This window comes from Photobacterium sp. 53610, from assembly GCF_036409375.1.
GTDB lineage: Bacteria > Pseudomonadota > Gammaproteobacteria > Enterobacterales > Vibrionaceae > Photobacterium.
In genome coordinates this window covers 304,521-322,984 of sequence record NZ_JAXOFS010000003.1, presented here as the reverse complement: position 1 = coordinate 322,984, position 18,464 = coordinate 304,521, and the positions used below count along the sequence as shown (strand labels likewise).

The window sequence follows — 18,464 nt, the reverse complement described above, 5'->3', positions numbered from 1 at the left end:
CTACATGCAAGTATTAAAAAGTGTATGAATCCCGCCTCGAAGCTTGAATAGCCAGAGATGAAATTGTGTTTTTCAAAAGTGCTCCGCACATGCAATAATAGCATGCTAACATATTGATATTATTAAAAATTAGTTTTATCAGTTAACACTATGGGCGCTATTGTCACCCCCAATAGCATGATAGCGCTCTCACTTTCATTGAAGTCAGGCTGTCCATCCCAAAACCCGGTATTTCTTTTCATGACCGGGCCATCTAGGATGTTAACGGTCTGTTACATATCAACAATACGGAGAGAAAATATGGATGTTGCCGTGATATTACTCACCCTGATCGGGCTGATGTATTTTGCCTATCGAGGTGTCTCTGTCCTGGTGCTCGCCCCCGTCCTGGCGATGGCAGCCGCGCTGCTGACCAGTGACTTCCCATTTTTGTATGCCCTGTCGAATGTGTTCATGCCGGCTGCGGCAAACTACATCAAGCTCTACTTCCCGATCTTCATTGCCGGTGCCATCTTCGGTAAGCTGATGGGCGCATCGGGCGCCGCACGCACGCTGTCCCGCTCCATCATTCAGTATCTGGGCACCAGACATGCGATCCTGTCCGTTGTCCTTGCGACCGCACTGCTCACCTATGGCGGCGTGTCACTCTTTGTCGTGGTGTTTGCCATGTATCCGATTGGTGCCGCCACCTTCCGGGCAGCAGGGATTCCCAAACGTCTTCTGCCTGCCGCCATTACCTTAGGTGCCTTCACTTTTACCATGACGGCCTTACCGGGTTCGCCCCAGTACCTCAACACCATGCCGACAATTCCTTTCGGCACGACAATTTATGCGGCACCGTTACTGGGATTACTGGCCGGTACCATGATGCTGGTTCTGGGTGTGCTCTGGATTAAATACCGGGCACAAAAAGCAATTCTTGCAGGGGAAGGTTATGGTGAACATGAAGACAACGGAAAAGATGCCGAAGACAATACCCCCACTCCCAGTTTTCTGATGGCACTGATCCCGATTTTGCTGGTGTTTGCGATCAACTTCGTGCTCACAAACATTTACTTCAAATCTCCGACGATCATTGCTGAGTATGAAGCACTGGATACCCGTGTGAACGGTACCTGGTCGGTCATTCTGGCGCTGGTGATTGCCATCGTTTTCATGCTGGTTGCTTACCGTCGCTATCTGTTCGAAGCCAATAAACATATCTTTGATGGTTCAGTCGGCTCACTGCTCCCTATCTTCAATACAGCATCCGAAGTTGGTTATGGTGCCGTGATCACCGCCCTGACGGCCTTCGTCGCCATTAAAGCGGGAATTGCCGCGATTGATATTCCGGATCTGTTCAAGGTCGCGATTACCTCTACCAGTCTGGCCGGAATCATCGGCTCATCATCTGGCGGAACCGGTATGGTTCTGGCAATGCTGGGGAACGATTTCCTGAATACCGGCATTAATCCTGAAGTGCTGCATCGGGTGGTTCTGTTAGCAGCAGGCGGTCTGGACACGCTGCCACACTGTGGCGCTGTCATTACGCTGCTGGCAGTATGCCGCCTGACACACAGACAAAGTTACGGTGATATTGCTGTGGTCACCATGGCGATTCCGCTCATGGCTGCATTCACTGTCATTGTTGTACATCTCAGCACCGGTCTGGTCTGATTCCGTCGCAGCAATGGACTGAAATCAACCCGACGAAAAAAAACGCCCCGGGATTTCCCGGGGCGTTTTTTCATTTGTTATTCGCTGGTACAGGGTTGGATGTAGATAGCATCCGACGGAAACCGGCCATCCTGACTGGGATGTTGCCGGTGCAGGCGGCATAAGTCCTGATAAATACTGATGGCCGTCACCGTAAATTGTTCCGACTGCCAGGTATCACCTTCTTCTTTGATTTGTATTTCCAGTTTCTGTCCCTGAGCCACATGCTCGGGCAAACGGATATCATACGTATGACTGAATGCCAGTAACCAGTAATCATCTATGGTGACCAGCCGCCCTTCACCCGGTGTCGTGACAGCACGAACATAATCCAGTTGCTGCCCGGCTACCGTTGGCCAGGCACATAAACTAGCCAAAACTAAAACGGTCATTCTCTTCACGACAGCCCCCGTATTGCACCCTGATCTTACTATAGCGGCTGCAAAGGGGATGCCATTCTTAACTCAGCGACAGATCAGAGTTCTTCTTCCTCTGAAGAAACACGCTCCGTCTGTCCCTGCAACGCTGCCAGCAAGCGGTTTAATTCCAGAGAAGAAAAACGGTGCTCAACAAACTCGTAGACATTTCCCGACAGAGCCAGTTTGTACAACTGAACGGCTTCCGCATATTGTTTATTGTGCTGATATCGCTTCGCCATATAGAAATAGCTTTCAGTTAAACGCTCAGCCATTTGCTCATTGGTTTCACTGTTTTTCACAATGTCGTCGAGTAGCTGCTGCTCTGTCTCGCCATCCATCAGTACACTAGCAATGTTCCAGCCCCAGTCTTCACGCTCTGCGCGATCAAACCGGCTCTTCAGGTTCTGTTTCGCTTTCTCGGGCTCAGTTTCCAGCTCAACCATATAAAGCCAGATAGAACGATAGGGATCGTTGGGATCCTGTTGGTAGTGTGCAATCAGATCCTGCCTTGCTAACTGAAACCGGCCACCATAATACAGTGCGATACCACGGTTTCGCTGCGCGAACGGATGACTGACGTCCAGCTCCAGCGCTGAATCAAAGGCTTCATAAGCCGCGTCAAAATGTGCACTCTGGGTAAAATACACACCGAGGATATTAAAAATGTCTGGCTGTGCGGGATACAACGACAGAGACTGGTTGAAGTCGAGTCTGGCCAGATCGCGTAAGCCGATGCCGTCATGCAACAGGCCGCGCTCATAAAAAATCTGTGAACGGGTCTCGTCATCCAGATCACTGCGTCCCAACAGTTGATCGATTCGAGCCAGCTGAATCTGTTGCTGTATGGTTGGCTGCAGCGGTACCGCAATCAACGGCTGCTCCCAGCTGGAGTAAGTATTCGTGGAACACCCGCCCAGCATGATAGCCATCGCGATGGCTGCGTACTTAAACCTCTTTGCAAACAATGCCATTCTCCCTAACCTACCCGTGTAAACCTTGTGTCCTCTCATCGCAATCTGATGAGGCAAAGCTAACCGTTCAGGTAACTGTTCAGTGTCTGTACATTCATTGGTATAAAAAAGGGGCTGTCACAGCCCCTTTTTACTTCTCGGTCAAGATACGTGAAAACCTGAGGGTTTACGCGTCTTCACCCGCGGCTGGAGCCTGCTCGGCCTGAGCTTCTTTCATGCTCAGACGGATACGGCCCTGGCGATCGATTTCCAGTACTTTCACCTGGACTTCCTGACCCATTTGCAGATAGTCAGAAACCTTCTCAACACGCTCCTGAGCGATTTGAGAAATGTGAACCAGGCCTTCTTTGCTGCCGATGACAGAAACAAATGCACCAAAATCAACGATTCGCACTACTTTACCAGTATAGATGCGACCAACTTCAACGTCAGCGGTGATTTCTTCAATGCGGCGGATTGCTTCTTTCGCAGCAGTCCCCTCTGTTGCAGCAATCTTCACTGTACCGTCATCTTCAATCTCGATGGTTGTACCGGTTTCTTCAGTCAGCTGACGGATCACCGCACCACCTTTACCGATAACATCTTTGATCTTCTCTGGGTTGATCTTCATCGTATGAATGCGCGGTGCAAACTGAGAAATATCATCACGTGCAGTGCTGATCGCCTGATCCATCACGCCCAGGATGTGCATACGTGCACCTTTGGCCTGATTCAGAGCAATCTGCATGATCTCTTTGGTGATACCTTCGATTTTGATATCCATCTGCAATGCAGTAATACCATCGTTTGTACCCGCAACTTTGAAGTCCATGTCACCCAGGTGGTCTTCATCACCCAAAATGTCAGACAGAACCACGAAGTCTTCGCCTTCTTTCACCAGACCCATTGCGATACCCGCAACAGACGCCTTGATTGGTACACCGGCATCCATCAGTGCCAGAGACGTACCACAGACAGAAGCCATGGAAGAAGAACCGTTCGATTCCGTGATTTCAGAAACCACACGAACCGTGTACGGGAACTCATCAACGGTTGGCATAACTGCCTGAATACCGCGCTTCGCCAGACGACCGTGGCCGATTTCACGACGCTTCGGTGAACCGACAAAGCCAGTTTCACCCACACAGTATGGAGGGAAGTTGTAGTGCAGCAGGAAGTGCTCTTTACGCTCACCGGTCAGCTCATCCAGGATCTGCGCATCACGCTGAGTACCCAGCGTTGCTGTAACCAGCGCCTGAGTTTCACCACGGGTAAACAGAGATGAACCGTGAGTACGTGGCAGCACGCCAGTACGTACGTCCAGTGCACGAACCATGTCTTTCTCACGACCGTCGATACGTGGGTTACCCGCAATGATACGGCCACGAACCACGTTCTTCTCCAGAGAGCCCAGCATGTCGCGGATTTCACGCTCTTCCAGCGTTTCATCTTCAGCCAGCAGAGCCGCAACAACGTCAGACTTGATTGCACCAACTTTCTCGTAACGCGCCATCTTTTCAGTGATCTGGTACGCTTCTGTCAGCAGTGCTTCAGCTTTTTCTGCAACACGAGCTTTCAGTGCTGTATTTTCTTCAGGAGCAACCCAATTCCATGCTGGCGTTGCAACTTCAGCGGCAAATTCGTTGATCGCATTGATCACCGTTTGTTGCTGGTCATGACCGAAGACAACAGCTTGCAGCATCTGCTCTTCAGTCAGACGGTCAGCTTCAGATTCAACCATCAGAACTGCGCTTTCAGTACCGGCAACAACCAGATCCAGACGGCTTTCAGCCAGTTCTTTATTGCTTGGGTTCAGAACCAGCTGGTCATTGATGTAACCCACACGGGCTGCACCAATCGGGCCATTGAACGGAATACCAGAAATCGCCAGAGCAGCAGAAGTACCGATCATGGTCACGATGTCAGGGTTCACATCCGGGTTCACAGAAACCACAGTCGCAATCACCTGAACTTCATTTTTGAATGCATCAGGGAACAGCGGGCGAATTGGACGGTCAACCAGACGGGCAGTCAGCGTTTCATTTTCAGAAGGACGGCCTTCACGCTTGAAGAAACCACCCGGAATTTTACCGGCAGCGTAGGTACGCTCCTGATAGTTTACAGTCAGAGGGAAAAAGTCCTGACCTTCGACAGCTTCTTTCTTACCAACAACTGAAACGAAGACAGAAGTATCATCCATGCTGGCCATCACAGCAGCAGTCGCCTGACGCGCCATGACTCCGGTTTCCAGTGTGACGGTGTGGTTACCGTACTGGAAGGTTTTTACGATAGGATTCACGTGAATTTCCTTAAAATATTGATCTGCTTTTTCTATTTGCGCCAGTAAGTATATCTGACACAGCAAAAAGCGTCATGTGAAGAGGGGTACTTTCAGGCCAGAATATCTTCCGGTTCTCAGAAAGATAAACTTCCTGCGCTGACCATTCACGCATCGCGACTAATGACAAAAGCCGGCATCGCCAGCTTCTCTCAATAGCCGCGACCTCAAGGTCGACGAAAACGACTCGTGAATTACAAAAAGCACCATCAGTATACAAAGAACACCCCGGCAATCTGACCAGAGCATACTAAAAAGAAAGGAGCCAGTTGGCTCCTTTCTCTCAAGCAATCTTAGCGACGCAGACCCAGACGCTCGATCAGGGTGTGGTAACGACCCAGATCTTTGCCTTTCAGGTAGTCCAGCAGCTTACGACGGCGAGAAACCATACGCAGCAGACCACGACGGCTGTGGTGGTCACCTTTGTGCTCACTGAAGTGGCCTTGCAGGTGGTTGATTTGTGCAGTCAGCAGTGCAACCTGAACTTCAGGAGAACCAGTGTCGTTTGCGCCTTGCGCGTATTCAGCAACGATAGCTGCTTTAGTTTCTGCATTCAGAGACATAACTCATTCCTAATACAAAAAGGTTAAATTTGCGTCAGCCAATCTCTGATTCAGCCGACGCCCGAGCCGCGAATTATACGCACCCGCCAGACAGGCCGCAAGCGGAATCTTCCCGCGGGTCTGCCTGACCGTGCTGAACGCGTATTAGTCTTTCGGTTTGTTCGCCAGAACCCGCTTCGGTGCAACCATATTATCTGCATCGATTTCACCAATACCGATAAAATCACGTTGCTCACCTGCTGTCAGCCGGACCAGCGTACCGGTTTCCGGTACACGCCCCGCCTGCACCGGCTGACCATTCAGCACATAACTGGCGACGCCCGGCAGCAAGTTTACTTCAGGCAAATCCTGAACCGCACTATCCGTCGGCAGCAACAGTGGATCCAGCAACTCTTTCGGCTGAATCTCCTGCGCCTGGGCTTCTTCAAGCAGCGCTTCAAGCTGCTCAAGTGTCACCATTTTCTCCAGCGGATATTTAGACACCCCGATACGACGCAGGTAAGTGACATGCGCGCCACAGCCAAGCATTTCACCCAGATCATCAACAATCGTCCGGATGTAAGTCCCTTTGGAGCAATGCACTTCCATCTCAACTTCGTTGTCACTGAAGCGCAGCAGGCTGATTTCATACACGGTAATGTCACGGGCTTCACGCGGTACTTCTTTCCCTTCACGGGCATATTCGTACAACGGGCGTCCCTGATATTTCAGGGCTGAAAACATGGACGGGATCTGCTTGGTCGTGCCACGAAACTTCGCAATGCAACGCTCAAGCTGGCCGCGGTCGACTTTCACCTCACGGGTTTCGACAACCTCACCATCCGAATCGGAGGTGTTGGTCCGCTCACCGAGTTTGGCAATCACGCGGTAACGCTTGTCAGAATCCAGCAGGAACTGGGAAAACTTGGTCGCTTCCCCCAGACAAATCGGCAACATGCCCGTCGCCAGTGGATCCAGCGCACCGGTATGGCCTGCTTTTTCCGCAAAGAAAATGCGTTTTACTTTTTGCAGCGCGTCATTGGAAGTAATACCGCTGGGTTTATCCAGCAGCAGTACCCCATCAACCGGACGCCCTTTACGACGACGAGCCATCAGTTGCCCTCACCTTCATCCTCAGGTTCATCACCACGGCGTGCTTCATCATCTCGTACAACCTGGCTGACTAGGTTAGAAATGCGCATGCCTTCCGTCAGAGACTGATCGAAAATAAAATTCAGCTCTGGCGTAACACGCAAACGGATTTGCTTGCCCAGTAACGAACGGATGTAAGGTGCCATTTCGCGCAAGGCTTCCAGGCTACCTTCCGGAGTCTGCTCACCCACAGTCAGGAAAGTGACATAGACTTTGGCATAACCCATATCCCGGGAAACTTCCACGCTGGAAATGGTCGCCATGCCCAGACGCGGATCTTTGATTTCGCGTTGCAGAATCACAGCCAGCTCTTTTTGCAGCTGCTGAGCAACACGTTGTGTACGGCTGAATTCTTTCGCCATTTGATTCTCTCTCTAAACGTCGGCTGCTATCTCGACACAAAGGGGAGCCGAAGCTCCCCTGTATTCGTGTCAGGTTCACGAGCAACCTGATTAATCCAGTGTACGCTGGATTTCGATGATTTCGTAAACTTCGATCTGGTCACCAACGCGAACATCATTATAGTTCTTCACGCCGATACCACATTCGTAGCCATTCTTCACTTCTTGTACGTCATCTTTAAAGCGACGCAGCGATTCCAGTTCACCTTCGTAGATAACCACGTTGTCACGCAGGACACGGATTGGGTTGCTACGCTTGATCACACCTTCTGTGACCATACAGCCGGCAATCGCACCCAGCTTCGGTGACTTGAACACGTCACGTACTTCAGCCAGACCAATGATTTCCTGCTTGAACTCAGGAGACAGCATACCGCCCATTGCGGCTTTCACTTCATCAATCAGCTGATAGATGATGGAGTAGTAACGCAGATCCAGGTTCTCGTTTTCAATCGTCTTACGTGCAGAAGCATCCGCACGGACGTTGAAGCCCAGAATGATTGCGTTCGATGCTGCAGCCAGTACTGCATCTGTCTCGGTGATACCACCAACACCGGAACCTACGATGTTCACTTTCACTTCGTCAGTTGACAGCTTACGCAGAGAGTCGGCAATCGCTTCCACAGAACCCTGTACGTCTGCTTTCAGAACGACGTTCAGTTCAGCCACTTCACCGGCAGTCATGTTCGAGAACATGTTTTCCAGTTTCGCTTTCTGCTGACGGGCCAGTTTCACTTCACGGAATTTACCCTGACGGTACAGTGCAACTTCACGGGCTTTACGCTCATCACGAACAACAGTCGCTTCGTCACCAGAAGAAGGCACACCAGACAGACCCAGGATTTCTACCGGGATAGACGGGCCAGCTTCTTCGATTTCACGACCCAGTTCGTCACGCATTGCACGAACACGACCGTATTCCAGACCACACAGAACGATGTCGCCCTTACGCAGCGTACCTTCCTGAACCAGAACCGTTGCAACCGGGCCACGGCCTTTATCCAGACGTGATTCAACAACCACACCTTTCGCCATACCTTCAGAAACAGCTTCCAGTTCCAGAACTTCAGCTTGCAGCAGAATGGCTTCCAGCAGACCGTCGATGTTGGTTCCCTGCTTCGCAGAAATATGAACGAACATGTTCTCGCCACCCCATTCTTCAGGGATAACGTCATACTGAGCCAGCTCGTTCTTCACGTTGTCTGGGTTCGCGTCTTCTTTATCGATCTTGTTCACAGCAACGATCAGCGGTACACCTGCAGCTTTCGCGTGCTGGATCGCTTCGATCGTCTGTGGCATCACGCCATCATCCGCTGCAACAACCAGAATCACGATATCCGTTGCCTGAGCACCACGTGCACGCATCGCAGTAAACGCGGCGTGTCCCGGAGTATCCAGGAAGGTGATCATACCGTTGTCTGTTTCAACGTGGTAAGCACCAATGTGCTGGGTAATACCACCGGCTTCGCCCGCTGCAACGTGTGCTTTACGGATGTAGTCCAGCGTCGATGTTTTACCGTGGTCAACGTGGCCCATGATGGTTACAACCGGCGCACGTGGTACGGCAGTCAGGTTTTCATCACGATCAGACAGTACCGCTTCTTCCAGCTCGTTTTCTTTGCGCAGAATAACTTTGTGGCCCATCTCTTCCGCAACCAGCTGAGCAGTTTCCTGATCAATCACCTGGTTAATGGTTGCCATCGCACCCAGTTTCATCATCACTTTGATGACTTCAGCGGCCTTCACTGACATTTTGTTTGCCAGTTCAGAAACGATGATGGTCTCGCCAATCACAACATCTTGCTTCGCTACAGTTGCGGTTTTATCGAAACCATGACGCATGGATGTTGGCTTGCTCAGCTGCTGCTTGCCGCGGCCACGCTGATTACGGCCGCCACGTGCCGCCATTGGACGTTCGCGCGTCTCGCGCTCTTCGCTCTTAGGACCAGCAGCCTTTTTCTTCTTGTTACGGCGGCGAGTTGCTTCCTCGCGACGGTCTTGTTCATCTTCCGCCGCACGGGCATAGGTGGAAGTGGTCGTGTGGTAGTCTTCTCGTTCCATATCACCTGCATCCTGGCCTTTTTCAGACCAGTTTTTCTCATTCATTTCTGCCATTTTGCGTGCCTCTTCTAGCTGACGCTCACTTGCTTCTTCGGCTTTACGCTTGGCTTCCTCTTCCCGGCGACGTTGCAGTGCCTCAGCTTCTTTCTTAGCTTCCAGCTCAGCGGCGGCGCGTTTTGCTTTGTCTTCAGCTTGACGCTTTTCATCAGCTTCGCGTTGGCTTGCATCCACTGCTGCACCCTGCTCAGACTGTTCTTCCAACTGCTTTGCTTTCTCTTCCGCTAAGCGCTTCTCTTCTGCCAAGCGCTTCTCTTCAGCTTCACGCTTGGCTTCAGCCTCGCGCTTCACCTGCTCTTCTGCATCACGTTTCGCTGCTTCTTCCGCAGCACGTTTTGCAGCCTCTTCAGCCTGACGTGCTTCTTCCGCACGTTGCTCTTCTTCAAGGGCAGAGCGTTTTACATAGGTGCGCTTTTTGCGCACCTCAACTTGGATATTTTTACTCTTGCCGCCAGAACCCGACACACTCAGGGTGCTGCGGGTCTTACGTTGCAGAGTCAGGCGGGTCGGCGCCTCGTCAGTGTTACCACCGTGTTCTTTCTTCAGGTGGGTCAACAGAGACTCTTTTTCCTGTTGGTTGACACTGTCTTCAGCTTTCTTGCTGATACCAGCATCGGCAAACTGTTGAAGCAACCGATCAATCGGGGTACCGATTTCTTCGGCAAGTGCCTTAACTGTAACCTCTGACATGCTGCTCCTCCCTTGCTAATTGAATTATGCTTCGTCGCTGAACCAGCAGATATTACGGGCAGCCATGATCAGTTCACCCGCTCTGGTCTCGTCCAGGCCTTCGATATCCAGTAGATCATCCGTCCCCTGGTCGGCCAGATCTTCCAGCGTACTAATACCCTTCGCAGCCAGTTTGAACGCCAGCTCGCGCTCCATACCGTCCAGGTTCAGCAGATCTTCAGCAGGCTCAACACCGTCAAAAGACTCTTCCTGCGCAAGGGCAATCGTGGTCAGGGCTTCTTTGGCACGATTACGCAGCTCATTTACTGTGTCTTCATCCAGATCTTCGATAGACATCAGTTCCTGAACCGGCACATAGGCCACTTCTTCAAGGCTGGTAAAGCCTTCTTCTACCAGAACAACAGCGAAATCTTCATCGATGTCCAGGTATTTCACAAACAGTTCGATGGATGCCTGCGCTTCAGCCTGGTGCTTGTTCTGCAGGTCTTCAACCGTCATCACGTTCAGTTCCCAGCCAGTCAGTACAGACGCCAGACGCACGTTCTGACCGCTGCGGCCAATTGCCTGAGCCAGGTTGTCTTTCTCAACCGCGATGTCCATGGTGTGGTTGTCTTCATCCACAATGATGGAGCTGACTTCAGCAGGGGCCATCGCATTGATGACGTACTGTGCAGGGTTTTCGTCCCACAGCACGATATCGATACGCTCGCCGCCCAGTTCACCGGAGACCGCCTGAACACGTGCACCACGCATCCCAACACAAGCACCGACAGGGTCAATACGCTTGTCGTTCGTCTTCACGGCAATCTTGGCACGAGAACCCGGATCGCGGGCAGCACCCATCAGTTCGATCATCTCTTCACCGATTTCCGGTACTTCGATGCGGAACAGTTCTGACAGCATTTCAGGCTTAGAACGGGTCATGAACAGCTGGAAGCCACGCGCTTCAGGGCGCACAGCATACAACAGACCACGGACGCGGTCACCTGGACGGAAGTTTTCACGCGGCAGCTGGTCTTCACGCAGGATGACTGCTTCAGCATTGTTACCCAGATCAACGATCACGGCATCACGGTTCACTTTCTTCACGACACCCGTGATCAGCTCGCCTTCATTGTCGATAAACTGTTCAACAATTTGCGCACGCTCAGCTTCACGAACTTTCTGGACGATGACCTGCTTCGCCGTTTGAGTCGTGATACGGTCGAATGTCACAGACTCGATCTGCTCTTCAACAAAGTCACCCAGCTCGATGCTCTCGTCATCATACTGAGCAGCTTCCAGAGTGATTTCCAGCGTCGGTGCAGTCACTTCTTCAACGGCTTTCCAGCGACGGAAAGTTTCGAAGTCGCCCGTTTTGCGATCGATTGCAACGCGTACGTCAATTTCCGCTTCGTATTTTTTCTTTGTCGCTGTTGCCAGTGCGATCTCCAGTGCTTCGAAGATACGCTCGCGCGGAACAGCTTTCTCGTTGGATACCGCTTCAACGACAGCCAAGATTTCTTTGTTCATTTCTAATGCCCCAATTTAGCGGTCAGAATTTTGGAACCAGGTTGGCTTTCGCAATATTGCTCAGCGCAAAGGTTTCTTCATCGCCATTCACGTTCAACGTGACCAGCTCACCGTCAACGGCAACAATGTCACCTTTCCACTTACGGCGATTATTCATCGCCATTTTCAGGACCAGGCTGACCTCGTGGCCAATAAACTGTTGATAATGTTCCGCTTTAAACAGCGGACGCTCCAAACCAGGGGACGAAACCTCCAGGTTATAGGCAACAGTGATCGGATCTTCAACGTCCATCACTGCACTGATCTGACGGCTCACATCGGCACAATCATCGACTGTGATGCCGTTTTCGTGGTCAATGAACACACGTAGTGTCGAATGTTCACCCGCACGGATAAACTCCAGACCCACCAATTCATAGCCCAAAGCTGTCACTGGCGACTCAAGCAGTTCGGTTAATTGCATTTCTAAAGCGGTCAAGACAACCCCCTGGAAACAAAAAAAGGGCATTGAAGCCCAGTAGATACCTGAATGGTCATGTTTCAGATAATAAAAAACCCCGAATTACGGGGTTTATTATCTCTGGACCCTGATAGCTTAAACCTCTGAAGATTCAAGCAGAAAAACGAAAGCGATTCAGTTCCAGGAATCGTCGCTTTTCAAAACTCGGAGGCGGAACCGAGTTCAATCAACCCGGTAAATCCACTGATAACTAAGAGTATACACTCAATTATCGTCCAAGTTGGTTGCGGGGGCCGGATTTGAACCGACGACCTTCGGGTTATGAGCCCGACGAGCTACCAAGCTGCTCCACCCCGCGTCCGTAATTCTGAGGGCGATTATATCCCTCACTTGTTACTCTTTCAAGTAACTGAATCAATGGTGCCGAGAAGGGGACTTGAACCCCTACACCTTGCGGCACTAGCACCTCATGCTAGCGTGTCTACCAATTTCACCATCTCGGCAAATCTGTCTATTACTGAGGAATATCGCTGTTTACAGGCGCTTTCTCAGTTTTTTCAACAGGTTGTTCTTGCTGTGCTGGGGCACTTAAGTTTTCCCAGCCACTTGTTGTATCCGCTTTTTTCGAGCTCATGTTGCCCAGAATCAAGCTGATAACAAAAAATACGGTTGCAAAAATTGCAGTCATTCGGGTCAGAAAGTTTCCAGAGCCGCTGGCACCAAACAGTGTTCCTGATGCACCAGCCCCAAATGAGGCTCCCATATCTGCGCCTTTACCTTGTTGAACCAGAACCAGGCCAATTACACCAAGCGCAGCCAACAGATAAATCACAAGTAGAATTTCGTACATGGGTTCCACCTATGTTCCATATTGTTGTGCCGGCTATGCGATAGCAGTGCCAGCGCACCCCTTCGTCAGGAGCGAGGGAATACTAGCGAATGCCGACATGTGTGACAAGTGATTTTTCCAAGAATGTAGCAATTGATGAATTGCTTGGGCAAGAAATAATCAGTTTTACAGTCCAGGACTCCGGCTCAGCCTCTGCAGGCCGGAATCCCTTTCAGAGCAGCATCTTAGCAGTTGTCTTTCACTGCCTGTGCAATCGCCAGTGCAGATTCGCGCACCAGCGCATCGTCTTCACCTTCAACCATCACTCGGATCAACGGCTCAGTACCTGATTTACGCAGCAGAACCCGGCCACGTTCACCCAGCTTGGCTTCAGCAGCTTTTTGAGCGGCAAGTACCACATCAGATTCCAGCGGGTTGGTCTCTCCTGAGAACCGGACATTCTCCAGTACCTGCGGGAACATTGTCAGACCTTCACACAGTTGCTTCAGCGACTGCTGGCTGCTGACCATCGCTTCCATGACCTGCAATCCGGCCACAATACCATCACCCGTCGTTACCTTATCCAGTACAATGACATGGCCAGAGTTCTCTGCACCGATATTCCAGTTGTTCTTGATCAGCTCTTCCATCACATAACGGTCGCCGACTTTCGCACGAACAAACGGAATTTCCAGCGATTTTAACGCCAGCTCCATGCCCAGGTTGGTCATCAGGGTACCAACCACGCCGCCTTTCAATTCACCACGACGCTGCGCGTGACGGGCAATAATGTAGGCAATCTGATCACCGTCAACTTTGTTGCCTTCACCATCGACCATGATGACACGGTCACCGTCGCCATCCAGCGCAATCCCGAAATGAGCTTTTTCCTCAACCACTTTCGCCTGCAACGCACGGACATCCGTCGCACCAACTTCAGCGTTAATGTTGATCCCGTCAGGTGCACAACCAATCGTTACAACTTCTGCGCCCAGTTCACGGAAGACATTCGGGGCAATGTGATACGTTGCTCCATGCGCACAGTCCACAATAATTTTGTAGCCCGCAAGGCTCAGGTGTGAAGGGAACGTCCCTTTACAGAACTCGATGTAACGACCGGCAGCGTCGTTGATTCGCGTTGCTTTCCCCAAATTGGCTGATTCAACGCACACCAGTTCTTTATCCAGTTCCGCTTCAATTGCAGCTTCAACTTCATCTGGCAGTTTCGTGCCTTCAGAAGAGAAAAACTTAATCCCATTATCATAATAAGGGTTGTGTGATGCAGAAATGACAATACCGGCTTCTGCACGAAAAGTGCGCGTCAGATAAGCTACCGCCGGGGTTGGCATCGGACCGGTAAATGCAGCCTGTAATCCGGCAGCCGCCAAACCCGCTTCCAACGCTGATTCCAGCATATAACCTGAAATCCGGGTGTCTTTACCAATAATCACTTTTTTTGTGCCTTGCTGAGACAGCACCCGTCCGGCAGCCCAGCCCAGTTTCAGTACAAACTCAGGGGTGATCGGTGACTGGCCAACACGGCCACGGACACCGTCGGTGCCGAAATATTTACGTTCAGCCATGAAAAATAGCTCCTAGCTCTTTATTTTGCCTGTTCCAGCGTCATGCGACAGATCGCCAGTACATCCTGCGTTTCACGCGTATCATGAACCCGAATAATCTGAGCTCCCTTCATTGCGGCAATGGATGCACAAGCCAAGCTCCCGGACAACGCTTCTGCAGGCGATTTATTTAATTGTTTACAGATCATGGACTTTCTGGACATCCCAACCAGCAGTGGTAATCCAAACCGGTGAAATTTTTCCAAATGTGCCAGTAACTGATAGTTATGTTCCAGGCTTTTACCAAAGCCAAATCCCGGATCCAAGATCAGCTGTTCGCGATGGATACCAGCCTCTTCGCAGGCCTGAATTCGCTCTGCAAGAAAATCTTCCACATCTGCGAACAGATCATCATAGTGTGGTTGCTGCTGCATTGTACGCGGTTGCCCCTGCATATGCATTAAGCAAATTGGTACCCCTGCTTTCGCTGCAGCTGCCATGGCACCAGGCTCACGCAGTGCACGGATATCATTGAGCAGATCAGCGCCCGCTTTTACCGACTCCGTCATCACCTCAGCTTTACTGGTATCGACTGAGATCCAGCAATCAAAACGCTGACGGATGGCTTCTACTACAGGCACCACACGTTCGAGCTCTTCCTGCACAGAAACTTCAGCAGCTCCCGGACGCGTCGATTCACCCCCAATATCAATAAAACTGGTTCCGACTGCCAGCATCTCTTCCACATGACGCAGTGCACTGTCTAATTGATTAAACTGGCCACCATCAGAAAAAGAATCCGGCGTGAAGTTCAGTATACCCATGGTATGCGGGTAAGAAAGATCCAGTATTTTCTCTTTGCTTTTCAGTAACAAGGTTCATCACTCCTGACAGAATAAGCCCGGCGGCAACAACACGGGCTCACAGATTTCCATAGACATTGTGGCGCAGAAACAAAAAACCCCGAGTTACCCCGGGGTTTTGGACTCACCGTCAGACATTATGCCTGCGGTTTATCATTTTCTTCACTGTGATGCGGCTGTACCTGCTCAGGTTTCTCAGCTGGTTTGTCAGCATCTTTAGAGTCAACACTTGCTGGTTTCTCGCCTTCCAGCGTATCAGCTTTCAGTGTGTCGTCTTTATCACCCCAGCCTTTTGGCGCACGAATCTCAGACTTACGTCCCATCAGATCATCCAGCTGGCCTGCATCAATGGTTTCATATTTCATCAATGCATCTTTCATTGAATGAAGAATATCCATGTTGCCGACCAGAATCTCTCTGGCACGCTCATAGTTACGATCGATAATGGCACGCACTTCTTCATCAATGGCACGTGCCGTATCATCAGACATGTGCTTGGTCTTGGTCACAGAACGACCCAGGAAAACTTCGCCTTCATCTTCTGCATACAGCAGCGGACCCAGTTTTTCTGAGAAGCCCCACTGCGTCACCATCTTACGTGCAATGTCTGTTGCTCGCTCGATATCGTTTGACGCACCCGTTGACACTTTCTCTACCCCGTAGATCAGTTCTTCGGCAAGACGGCCACCGTACAGGCTGGAAATCATAGACTCCAGATATTCTTTCGAGTGGCTGACACGATCCTGCTCAGGCAGGTACATGGTCACACCCAACGCACGGCCGCGCGGAATGATCGATACCTTATAAACCGGGTCATGATCCGGAACCAGACGACCAATAATGGCATGACCTGCTTCATGGTAAGCCGTTGATTCTTTCTGTTCTTCAGACATCACCATCGATTTACGCTCTGCGCCCATCATGATTTTGTCTTTCGCCAGTTCGAATTCCACCATTGATACTGTACGTTTGTTACCACGTGCAGCAAACAATGCAGCTTCGTTCACCAGGTTTGCCAGATCAGCACCAGAGAAGCCAGGTGTACCACGGGCAATCAGAGACGGTTCAACATCACCATCCAGTGGCACTTTACGCATATGCACTTTCAGGATTTGCTCACGGCCACGGACATCCGGGAGACCCACAACGACCTGACGGTCGAAACGGCCAGGACGCAACAGTGCCGGATCCAGAACATCAGGACGGTTCGTTGCAGCGATCACGATGATACCTTCGTGGCCTTCGAAACCATCCATTTCAACCAGCATCTGGTTCAGGGTCTGTTCACGTTCATCGTGACCACCACCCACACCGGCACCACGCTGACGACCTACGGCATCAATCTCATCGATGAAGATAATACAAGGCGCCGCTTTCTTCGCCTGATCAAACATGTCACGGACACGGGATGCACCCACACCGACAAACATTTCAACGAAGTCAGAACCGGAGATGGTAAAGAAAGGCACTTTCGCTTCACCAGCGATGGCTTTCGCCAGCAGGGTTTTACCTGTACCCGGAGGACCAACCATCAGAACACCAGTCGGAATTTTACCGCCCAGTTTCTGGAAACGACTTGGATCACGCAGATAATCGACCAGCTCTTTCACGTCTTCTTTGGCTTCATCACAGCCAGCAACGTCGTTGAAGGTCGTTTTAATTTGATCTTCACTCATCATGCGCGCTTTGGATTTACCGAACGACATGGCGCCTTTGCCACCGCCGCCCTGCATCTGGCGCATAAAGAATATCCATACCCCAATCAGCAACAGCATCGGGAACCATGAAATAAAGATAGAAGCCAGCAGACTTGGTTCTTCCGGTGGTGTCCCAACCACTTTCACATTTGCATTGATCAGGTCGTCCAGCAATTTCTGGTCGTTCAGGACAGGCAAGTAAGTCACATAACGGGTGTTATCACGCTTGAACACCGTGATCTCACGATCATTGAATCGTACTTCCCTAATCTGATCCTGACCGATTTCCCGGACAAAAGTCGTATAGTCGACTTGACGGCCAGCACTATCTCCCGGACCGAAGCTCTGAAAAACAGACATCAGCACCACGGCGATGACTAACCACAAAATCAAGTTTTTTGCCATGTCACTCAAGGTGTTAACCTCGCGATAACTTTAAAGATGAATGTAGAGTACTACAGTTTATAACCTGTAGCCACAATATAGACTTCCCGGGAACGATCCCTGGATGAGTCTGGTTTACGGATTTTGACCACCTTGAACATACTGCGCACTTCGGCCAGATACTGATCAAAGCCCTCACCCTGAAAGACTTTTACTGCAAAGCTTCCATTCGGTGCAAGTACCTGCCTGCACATATCTAATGCTAGTTCAACAAGATACATTGCTCTAGGTTGATCCGAGGCTAGGTTTCCGCTCATGTTGGGGGCCATATCAGACAGGACAACATCAACCATATCCGGCTGAATCCGCTCAAGTAATGCATCCAGCACTGCTTCTTCACGGAAGTCACCCTGCAGGAAACTGACCCCGGGTAAGGAGTCCATCGGCAGGATATCACAGGCAATTACCTGCCCGGTATCTCCGACGACGTCAGCTGCGTACTGTGACCAACCACCAGGGGCAGCACCCAGGTCAACCACAGTCATTCCCGGTTTTAACAACTTATCTTTGTTCTGGATTTCCTCCAGTTTAAAAATAGCTCGGGAGCGAAAGCCCTTCTTTTGAGCTTCCAGGACATACTTATCATCAAAATGTTCTTTCAGCCAGCGTCCGGAGCTGGCTGAATGTTTCTTTTTACTCATGCATTACCCAATGCGATTACACTCAGCGACCGATAGTTCCCGTTCTGGTTCCGCTGTACTACTTTTACTGTGGCCCAGAGTTGGCAGGAACACCAGCGTAACGAAACAACGTTAGTCATATTGACTAGATGGCGTTAGAATACCCTGTTTT

Annotated in this window: 15 protein-coding genes and 2 tRNA genes; 1 reads left to right on the top strand and 16 read right to left on the bottom strand. The window is 50.8% G+C overall.

Translation table 11 applies throughout. From position 1 onward, the window contains the following. Positions 1-300: 300 nt before the first annotated feature. A complete protein-coding gene (locus SPK40_RS11320; RefSeq protein ID WP_330960539.1) occupies positions 301-1,656 on the top strand; it encodes a GntP family permease in 1,356 nt (451 codons plus the stop codon). A gap of 77 nt (positions 1,657-1,733) precedes the next feature. Here SPK40_RS11320 and SPK40_RS11315 read toward each other — a convergent pair whose 3' ends face one another. The 16 genes from SPK40_RS11315 to rlmE form a co-directional block, all read right to left on the bottom strand. Further along, on the bottom strand, positions 1,734-2,087 hold the full coding sequence (locus SPK40_RS11315) for a hypothetical protein (RefSeq protein WP_330960538.1): 354 nt from the start codon (positions 2,085-2,087) through the stop codon (positions 1,734-1,736). 83 nt (positions 2,088-2,170) lie between these two features. After that, complete coding sequence (gene nlpI / locus SPK40_RS11310; protein WP_371929346.1) at positions 2,171-3,085, bottom strand: lipoprotein NlpI; 915 nt, start codon at positions 3,083-3,085, stop codon at positions 2,171-2,173. A gap of 166 nt (positions 3,086-3,251) precedes the next feature. Continuing rightward, entirely contained in the window at positions 3,252-5,363 is a 2,112-nt protein-coding gene (gene pnp, locus SPK40_RS11305) for a polyribonucleotide nucleotidyltransferase (RefSeq protein ID WP_248141316.1), read from the bottom strand. A 332-nt stretch (positions 5,364-5,695) separates the two neighbouring features. Beyond that, entirely contained in the window at positions 5,696-5,965 is a 270-nt protein-coding gene (rpsO, locus tag SPK40_RS11300) for a 30S ribosomal protein S15 (protein ID WP_036751368.1), read from the bottom strand. Positions 5,966-6,109: 144 nt separating this feature from the next. Then, complete coding sequence (gene truB / locus SPK40_RS11295; protein WP_330960537.1) at positions 6,110-7,057, bottom strand: tRNA pseudouridine(55) synthase TruB; 948 nt, start codon at positions 7,055-7,057, stop codon at positions 6,110-6,112. Beyond that, on the bottom strand, positions 7,057-7,458 hold the full coding sequence (rbfA, locus tag SPK40_RS11290) for a 30S ribosome-binding factor RbfA (RefSeq protein ID WP_036751364.1): 402 nt from the start codon (positions 7,456-7,458) through the stop codon (positions 7,057-7,059). Before rbfA ends, truB begins: the two co-directional genes overlap by 1 nt. Before the next feature lie 90 nt (positions 7,459-7,548). Beyond that, positions 7,549-10,305, bottom strand: coding sequence for a translation initiation factor IF-2 (infB, locus tag SPK40_RS11285; protein WP_248141318.1), 2,757 nt, complete (start codon positions 10,303-10,305; stop codon positions 7,549-7,551). 24 nt (positions 10,306-10,329) lie between these two features. After that, positions 10,330-11,817 (bottom strand): transcription termination factor NusA, encoded by a 1,488-nt coding sequence (nusA, locus tag SPK40_RS11280; RefSeq protein WP_248141319.1) that lies wholly within the window; start codon positions 11,815-11,817, stop codon positions 10,330-10,332. A gap of 22 nt (positions 11,818-11,839) precedes the next feature. Next, the gene (rimP, locus tag SPK40_RS11275; RefSeq protein WP_248141320.1) at positions 11,840-12,295 is read right to left on the bottom strand and encodes a ribosome maturation factor RimP; all 456 of its coding nucleotides are present in this window, start codon (positions 12,293-12,295) and stop codon (positions 11,840-11,842) included. Between the two features lie 263 nt (positions 12,296-12,558). Next, positions 12,559-12,635: transfer RNA gene (locus tag SPK40_RS11270), tRNA-Met, on the bottom strand. A 60-nt stretch (positions 12,636-12,695) separates the two neighbouring features. Beyond that, positions 12,696-12,780, bottom strand: a tRNA-Leu gene (locus tag SPK40_RS11265). 11 nt (positions 12,781-12,791) lie between these two features. Beyond that, positions 12,792-13,127: a preprotein translocase subunit SecG gene (secG, locus tag SPK40_RS11260; RefSeq protein WP_248141321.1), complete on the bottom strand. Its 336-nt coding sequence runs from the start codon at positions 13,125-13,127 to the stop codon at positions 12,792-12,794. Positions 13,128-13,351: 224 nt separating this feature from the next. Beyond that, the gene (glmM, locus tag SPK40_RS11255; protein ID WP_330960536.1) at positions 13,352-14,689 is read right to left on the bottom strand and encodes a phosphoglucosamine mutase; all 1,338 of its coding nucleotides are present in this window, start codon (positions 14,687-14,689) and stop codon (positions 13,352-13,354) included. A 20-nt stretch (positions 14,690-14,709) separates the two neighbouring features. Continuing rightward, positions 14,710-15,543: a dihydropteroate synthase gene (gene folP, locus SPK40_RS11250; RefSeq protein WP_330960535.1), complete on the bottom strand. Its 834-nt coding sequence runs from the start codon at positions 15,541-15,543 to the stop codon at positions 14,710-14,712. 125 nt (positions 15,544-15,668) lie between these two features. Next, positions 15,669-17,633 carry an ATP-dependent zinc metalloprotease FtsH gene (gene ftsH, locus SPK40_RS11245; RefSeq protein WP_330960534.1) on the bottom strand — a complete coding sequence of 655 codons (1,965 nt, stop codon included), beginning with the start codon at positions 17,631-17,633 and terminating at the stop codon, positions 15,669-15,671. Positions 17,634-17,683: 50 nt separating this feature from the next. After that, positions 17,684-18,313, bottom strand: coding sequence for a 23S rRNA (uridine(2552)-2'-O)-methyltransferase RlmE (gene rlmE / locus SPK40_RS11240; protein ID WP_248141325.1), 630 nt, complete (start codon positions 18,311-18,313; stop codon positions 17,684-17,686). Between the last annotated feature and the right edge of the window lie 151 nt (positions 18,314-18,464).